Source organism: Methylobacterium durans (genome assembly GCF_003173715.1).
Lineage (GTDB): Bacteria > Pseudomonadota > Alphaproteobacteria > Rhizobiales > Beijerinckiaceae > Methylobacterium > Methylobacterium durans.
In genome coordinates, this window is the sequence record NZ_CP029550.1 from 3,498,176 (window position 1) to 3,503,926 (window position 5,751).

4 protein-coding genes are annotated in these 5,751 nt (G+C 63.4%); 1 reads left to right on the forward strand and 3 read right to left on the reverse strand.

Annotated elements, in window-relative coordinates; all coding sequences use genetic code 11:
• Positions 1-1,531 precede the first annotated feature (1,531 nt).
• The 3 genes from DK389_RS16120 to DK389_RS16130 all read right to left on the reverse strand — a co-directional run bounded on the left by DK389_RS16120 (position 1,532) and on the right by DK389_RS16130 (position 4,268).
• A complete protein-coding gene (locus DK389_RS16120) occupies positions 1,532-2,707 on the reverse strand; it encodes a hypothetical protein (protein WP_109891069.1) in 1,176 nt (391 codons plus the stop codon).
• 35 nt (positions 2,708-2,742) lie between these two features.
• Positions 2,743-3,279 (reverse strand): hypothetical protein, encoded by a 537-nt coding sequence (locus DK389_RS16125; RefSeq protein WP_109891071.1) that lies wholly within the window; start codon positions 3,277-3,279, stop codon positions 2,743-2,745.
• Between the two features lie 116 nt (positions 3,280-3,395).
• Positions 3,396-4,268, reverse strand: a complete 873-nt coding sequence (locus DK389_RS16130; protein WP_236960088.1) for an inositol monophosphatase family protein — start codon at positions 4,266-4,268, stop codon at positions 3,396-3,398.
• Between the two features lie 980 nt (positions 4,269-5,248).
• On the opposite strand from DK389_RS16130, the gene DK389_RS32480 reads away from it, so the two are divergent.
• A complete protein-coding gene (locus DK389_RS32480; protein WP_162560681.1) occupies positions 5,249-5,590 on the forward strand; it encodes a hypothetical protein in 342 nt (113 codons plus the stop codon).
• The last annotated feature ends 161 nt before the right edge of the window (positions 5,591-5,751 follow it).

Genomic DNA, 5,751 nt, shown 5'->3' on the forward strand with positions numbered 1-5,751 from the left:
GGCTGGGACCACCGGAGAGGCTGCTACCGTTGCCGGGCACCCCGCCGGCGTGGCCAGGCGCGTTGCCGGAGTTGCCAGGACCCGCTGAGATGTTTCCATCCAGGGCGAGGCCGCTGGGAATTCCACCTCGACCGGTGCCGTTGCCGGGTGCAGTGCTGGAATGACTAGGACCCGCTGAGACGCTTCCATTCAGGCCGTTGCTGGGCGTCTCGGCGGCGTTGCCGGGTGAATCACCGGAATTGCTGCGACCAATGAGCGTGCTGAAGACTATTGTGTTGCCAGTTCCAGAAGTGAATCCGTTTCCAATACTGTTACTGTTGAAGTTAGACAGACTGTGACCGACAGATCCCGACGAGCTGCCAGTCGAAAGCGGTGGGGCGGCAGTGTTGGCTGCGGACGCCGAAGGCGAAGTTTGTGGGGCCACTGGCGCCTCAACTGGAGACGAGCCAAGTTGAAGTCCGGCGGGGGCACTATTCGGCTGGCCCGCTTGCACCGTCCTTCCCGGGGCCACCGGATTAATCGAAGGCGGTGACCCGAGAGCGAGGACGCTCGGAGGTGTTGAAGATCCGGGCGCGAACTGAACCGCGTGATGAGTCGGGCCGCCGGTTGTCTGATCGGGCCCTGGAGTGCTCTGCCTTATTACCGTTTGGTCGGAATCATGTGGCGGATTGAACTGTGGCAGAATGGGAGCGGTGACAGATACGCTCGGCGCCTCATTGAGAACGACGTTTGCGGAATGACCAAGATGAAGAGCAGCGCCGTTCAGGAGGTTTAGTGTTGCTGCGCCTCCACTCTCGGTCCGGACAAGGTCGCCTTTGTAGACGGGATCACCCGCGTGGAGGGTCACTGTGGCGCCGTTTCGCACGGCCGTGACACTACCAGAAGCGGTTTCCACATTGCCGATCGGCTGATTGGCTCCTGGGGGTGAGGTGTGGGCGAGCTGTACCCGCTCGCTTAAGTGGCCAGGCGACAAGGAAACCGCGGCAATTTGCTGCAAGCTGTCCGAGCGCCGCGCGACTGGCCTCTCGGTCGCTTCGTAGCCGTAGGCAGCAAGTTGGTGAATGTGTTTGGGAGAGGTGCTTTCAGTCTCGCTTGCGACGCGGTCCAGGAAATCTGGCTCCGCGCTTCGGGCAGAGGGGCTTCTCGCCGTTTCACGCGGCTCGGCCGGTTCACTGTTGTGCAGGTCCGACATAGGCGTCCCTCGCCGCAATATAACAGGAGGGAAACTGCTGAGGTGCTCTCTGGTTCAGAACTGCAATCGCTGCTGGACTCTGTTCAAACACCCTCATTCCGCGGTGGAAGCCGGCTGTGAGTCGCAACTCGCGACACGGGTCTGCGAGCTAATCGGTTGGCTCTAACGACTTGGTCGCTACCAACGCAGGGCTACGTCGGGCTGCAGGTCGCTTGTGCGCGCCCTGGATACTCTCTCTGTGGGGAGATCTGGCCGGTGATGCAGACCGATGCGACCGCGGCGCGCCGCTGGCTTCCGCTCTGAGCGCCTAACCCTGAACGGCGAACCCGGATGGCTGCATCAGTTGCTAGCTCGTACCCGCACCCCGGCGAATCCGAGCGTGACGCGCGCGCCGGAGTTGTTGCCGACGCTGTAAGAGGTGCCATTCCAGAACACGCCGATCTTACCGGGCGGTGGTTTGTCTGAGGCCACGAAGGTCGAGCCGGCCTGCCCCACAAGGGCGACTTGGCCCCCACCGAGCAGAAACTCCGCCGTCGCCCCGGTGCGATCCTCGCTGAGAAGGATTTTCCCAGACCCTGGCGCGATGGCCAAGGTTGCTCCTTGCGCGATTGGGGTTCCGGCGGTGCTCGCGTCGACACTCCAGCCGCTCGCTGCGTCGTTCGTGGCGTGGAAGGCGGGCGCTTGAGGACTGCCCATCGTGCTCCTGCCGAGCGGCACACCGGTATAGAGCGGGCCGCTCGCATTGGCGCTCGCGTCGTATGAGCCCAAGATCACGCTGCCCCCATGAACTGCGATCCCGTAGCCGCCGCCCTTGCTGGCCTTGTTCCTTGCAAGGAAGGGCGATCCATCGATGACGGCGGAGCCGCCGGCGATGTTGATCCCATTGCCGGAGGTGGTTCGGCCGTTCTCGATGAAGGAGCCGCCTGTGACCTTGGTGTGAGCGAGGCTGACGAGGCCGTCGCCGCCGTTGTTGTAGCTGTGAGCGCCGACAAAGCGGGCCAGCGAGCCCGGAGATTGTGCCCGAATATCGAAGCCCGCGGAACCGTTCGAGGCCGACCAGCAGCCTTCGCAGAACAGGAAGCCCAGGGTGTTAGCATCCGCGAAGACGCCCTTGTTCGAGTTGCTGTCCACCGAGAACTCAGCGCCCAGGTATGTCTCCCGATTGATCGCGCCGCGATCGAGATCGGTCGAGAACCAGACCCCGAAGCTGGCAAGCGAGACCCCACCGGACATGAACTTCACGCCGCCCGTGCCGCCAGTAAGATGCACTCCGAAATGTCCACATTGGACGATCTGGCCACCGCCGTCCCAGGTCATCTCCGAACCGAAGGCGCCCGCGTCCATGCCGCTGAGCTGAAAGCAATCGTTGACCGCGCCTGAGATGTTCGTGCCGTGCAGGCCGACGTTGTCGAAGCCTTGGACGACCAGGCCATTGTAGAGCCGAGGCTTTCCACGATCCGCTGTCAGCTCGGCCTTTGAGCCGACATTGACGGACCAAAGGCCGAGATTGCGCACCCTCTGCGCGTAGATCGCGTGCCCGCCGGTCTTCGTCAGCCCCGCTTGGTCCAGATCGTGAAGTTCCTCAGATTGACGTTCGTCGCGATGCGAGCACCGTCGCCGATGACGAGGCCGTTGCCGGCAGCGCTCGTCAGGAGAAGGCGCGCGCCCGGGGCGCCCTCGATATCGGTCCCATCCGCGGTGACCGTAACGGTGCTGATGCAGAAGCTGCCTCTCGGGATCTCGAGTTTCGCGCCCGCTGCCGCATTGACGGCATTCTGGACCGCCAGGGTGCTGTCCACTTTGCACGACGGGTCCGAGACCGCGCCGTAGTCGAGGATGTTGAGGCGCTGCTGAAGCTTGGCCTCGATAGTGAGCTGTGCGGCCCCACGCCCGGTGTTGCTCCAGGGTGCCAGCCGCCCGAGATTGGCGAGCACCGTTCGGATCTGGGCCGGGATAGCCTCGGCGACAGCGTTGTCATTGATTGATGGGGGCTCGGAGCGCTGGGCCGGGAGAGATTGCGCCAGCAGGGCCGACACCGGGAGCATGATCCCGATCGCTCCCATTGCCCAAAGGACCTTCGCGTTCATGGAGCCTCCTCAAGCGCGTGATGGTGGATCACGCTCAGTGGCCGTGGCGTTGGGGGCCGCATCACCGCGCATCGTGGTGCCTGCGCTAGCTCATGACCCTGCCGAGATTGAGCGGCTCAGGCCCGCATGATAGCCGCAGCCAGCGCTGCAGCCTGTTCACGGTCGCGACAGAGCAACCAAAGGTCATCGTGCCCGGAAAAATCGGCATCGAACATGTCGATGATCTGCGCGGGCGGCGGGCCGAGATCCGGCCAGTGATAGAGGGAATGGCCGACGCCGCCGAGGACCGGCAGGATCGGAGCGAGATCCCAGAGTTTGTGGTTGCTCAGCGTCGCGTCGAGCCGGCCTGTGGCGACCAGTGCCGCATCCGCGATGGCGCCGCTCTCGCTCCAGGGGAAGAAGCCTTGCTGATAGTCCAGCGTGTAGCGCTGTGCAGCCGGAGCGAGCCAGCCGACATGAGACGTCCGCACGGAGGAACGGTTCAGCGGTTGCAGATCGTGGGTTCTCCGGCCACCCAGGGTTGGCGCCCAGTACGTCACTCCGTCGTGGGCTGCCAAGATGAGGCCGCGCTCCTCGTCGGCAGATCGATGCTGGACCGGACCTGCCCGGTCATCGCACCATGCCGGCAAACTCAAGACGCTCGCTTCCGGCCAACCGGAACGACAAGCGGCGATCATCGTGCCCCAGCCAGGAAGACCGCCAGCGTAGGGCTTCGTTCCGTCGATCGGATCCGCGACGAAGGTCCAGCCCGGTCTCGACAGACGTGTTCTCGCCTCCGCCCATCCCAATCGGTCGGCCGTTTCCTCCTCAATCGTGTGCTGCCCGAACCGGTCACGCACCAAGCGGCTGATCTCGAGGTCAGCCTCGGTCAGGGCCTGCCCCAACCCATCACCCTTGTGACCAACCTGGAGCCCAGCTGCGCGCATCGACAAGGCTAGCTGCCCCGCCTCCTCAACAAAGGTCAGCATGCGCAACATGATGTCGTGCACGTCGCGATCAACTAAATCTGACAATCAACCCTCTACTTCCCCATCATCGCTCGGCGTCGAGATCTGCGATGCCAGAGCCCTGGAAATGCCCGCAGACTGCGTGCGGAACGCGACTGCGTTCGCGGTGATCGTTGCGTATCATCGGCGTCCCCGAAATGCCCCCTCTCCGTTTGGGTCGGCCATTGACCATGCTGATCGTAAGATGGGCTGGAAGTTCGATGTGATGGCCACCTCGTGCTTCGTATCCCGGCGTGCCTTGAGTGGAGCATCAGATTCGACAACTTGAGAAAAATTTTGGGATAAGGAAGAATGGCTTACCGTAGCAGGCTATTCTGAAGAAGAGTGTAACGTCGAAATCAAACGGTTGTGCAAATTTCGCGATACGAGACGAGCTAATATTGCTATGATTAAAAATGGCTTGGGAAATCCGAACTCCCCTTGGCATAATAATGGCAGGGATGAGGACCGCTAGCTAAACTGGCGCATCCCCTCAGGGTGGGTCGCAGCATTCAATGCAACTTTCGCGCAGTGAGGTCGAAGTACCGCGGGACGCCTCGGAGGCGACGCAGGCGCTGGTGAAGGCGGTCGCTTCTGGAGCCCTCAGCGGGCGCGGCGGCTTTATCGAGACCAGCGTTTGGCAGAACGAACCCATTTCCTAAAGCCTGGCCGCGCCTCGCTCGTTTCCGCTCTCAGGCTTCTCGATTTGGTCTGGCATGTCGGGCCGCCGTAAACCAAGAGGACCAAGCACAAAGGACCGTTTGGCAAAACGAACCCAATTGGGCGTGGATCCTCTGTCGATCGGGAGCGGAGAAGAGGCGGAGCGCTCGGGGTGTTCGCGCGCAGCCGAACTCCCCGGTGATCGTGCCCGGCAGGCCAACCAGCGGAACGCGAGGGCGAGTACGGGCCCGAGGACCGACTCTGGCAAGGCACGTTCAAGCCAGAACGCGCGCAAGCACGGTCTTTCCGCCACGAGCTTCGGCTTGGAGGCGCAAGGTGAGGTGAAGCGCCTCGTGGCTGTCCTTCTCGAGTTCACTGCGGGCACACCCGACGCCATCACTGCCGCCCATGAAGTGGCGGAGGCGCAGATCCATCTTCAGCGCGTCCTCGCCCTCAAGTCACAGATCACGGGCGAGATACTGGAGGCCCTCGGCGGCCTGCCCGAAGCAGCGCAGGCCGTGAGCGGGAGCAGGCGCAGCGCGGCTCTGGCGGCAGCCCTTGAAGCGTTGAGCCGGCTTGAGCGCTACGAGCGCCGCGCGTACTCGCGGCGGAAGTCCGCATCCCGCCGCTTCGATGATGTGATCTGCCATCCCGGCGAGACCTGATCCGCAGGACAGGGCCTCAGCCAGAGGTTCATTGGGCCACAACGCCAGGCATCGCTGTCAGCAACCGCCGGCCTCGTGGCCGCGAGCCCACGAGGCACCCGAGGAGGGGGTTAGGCGGACGCACCGGTCGTCCGGTGCGTCCGTCGATGAGCGTCGGCGGC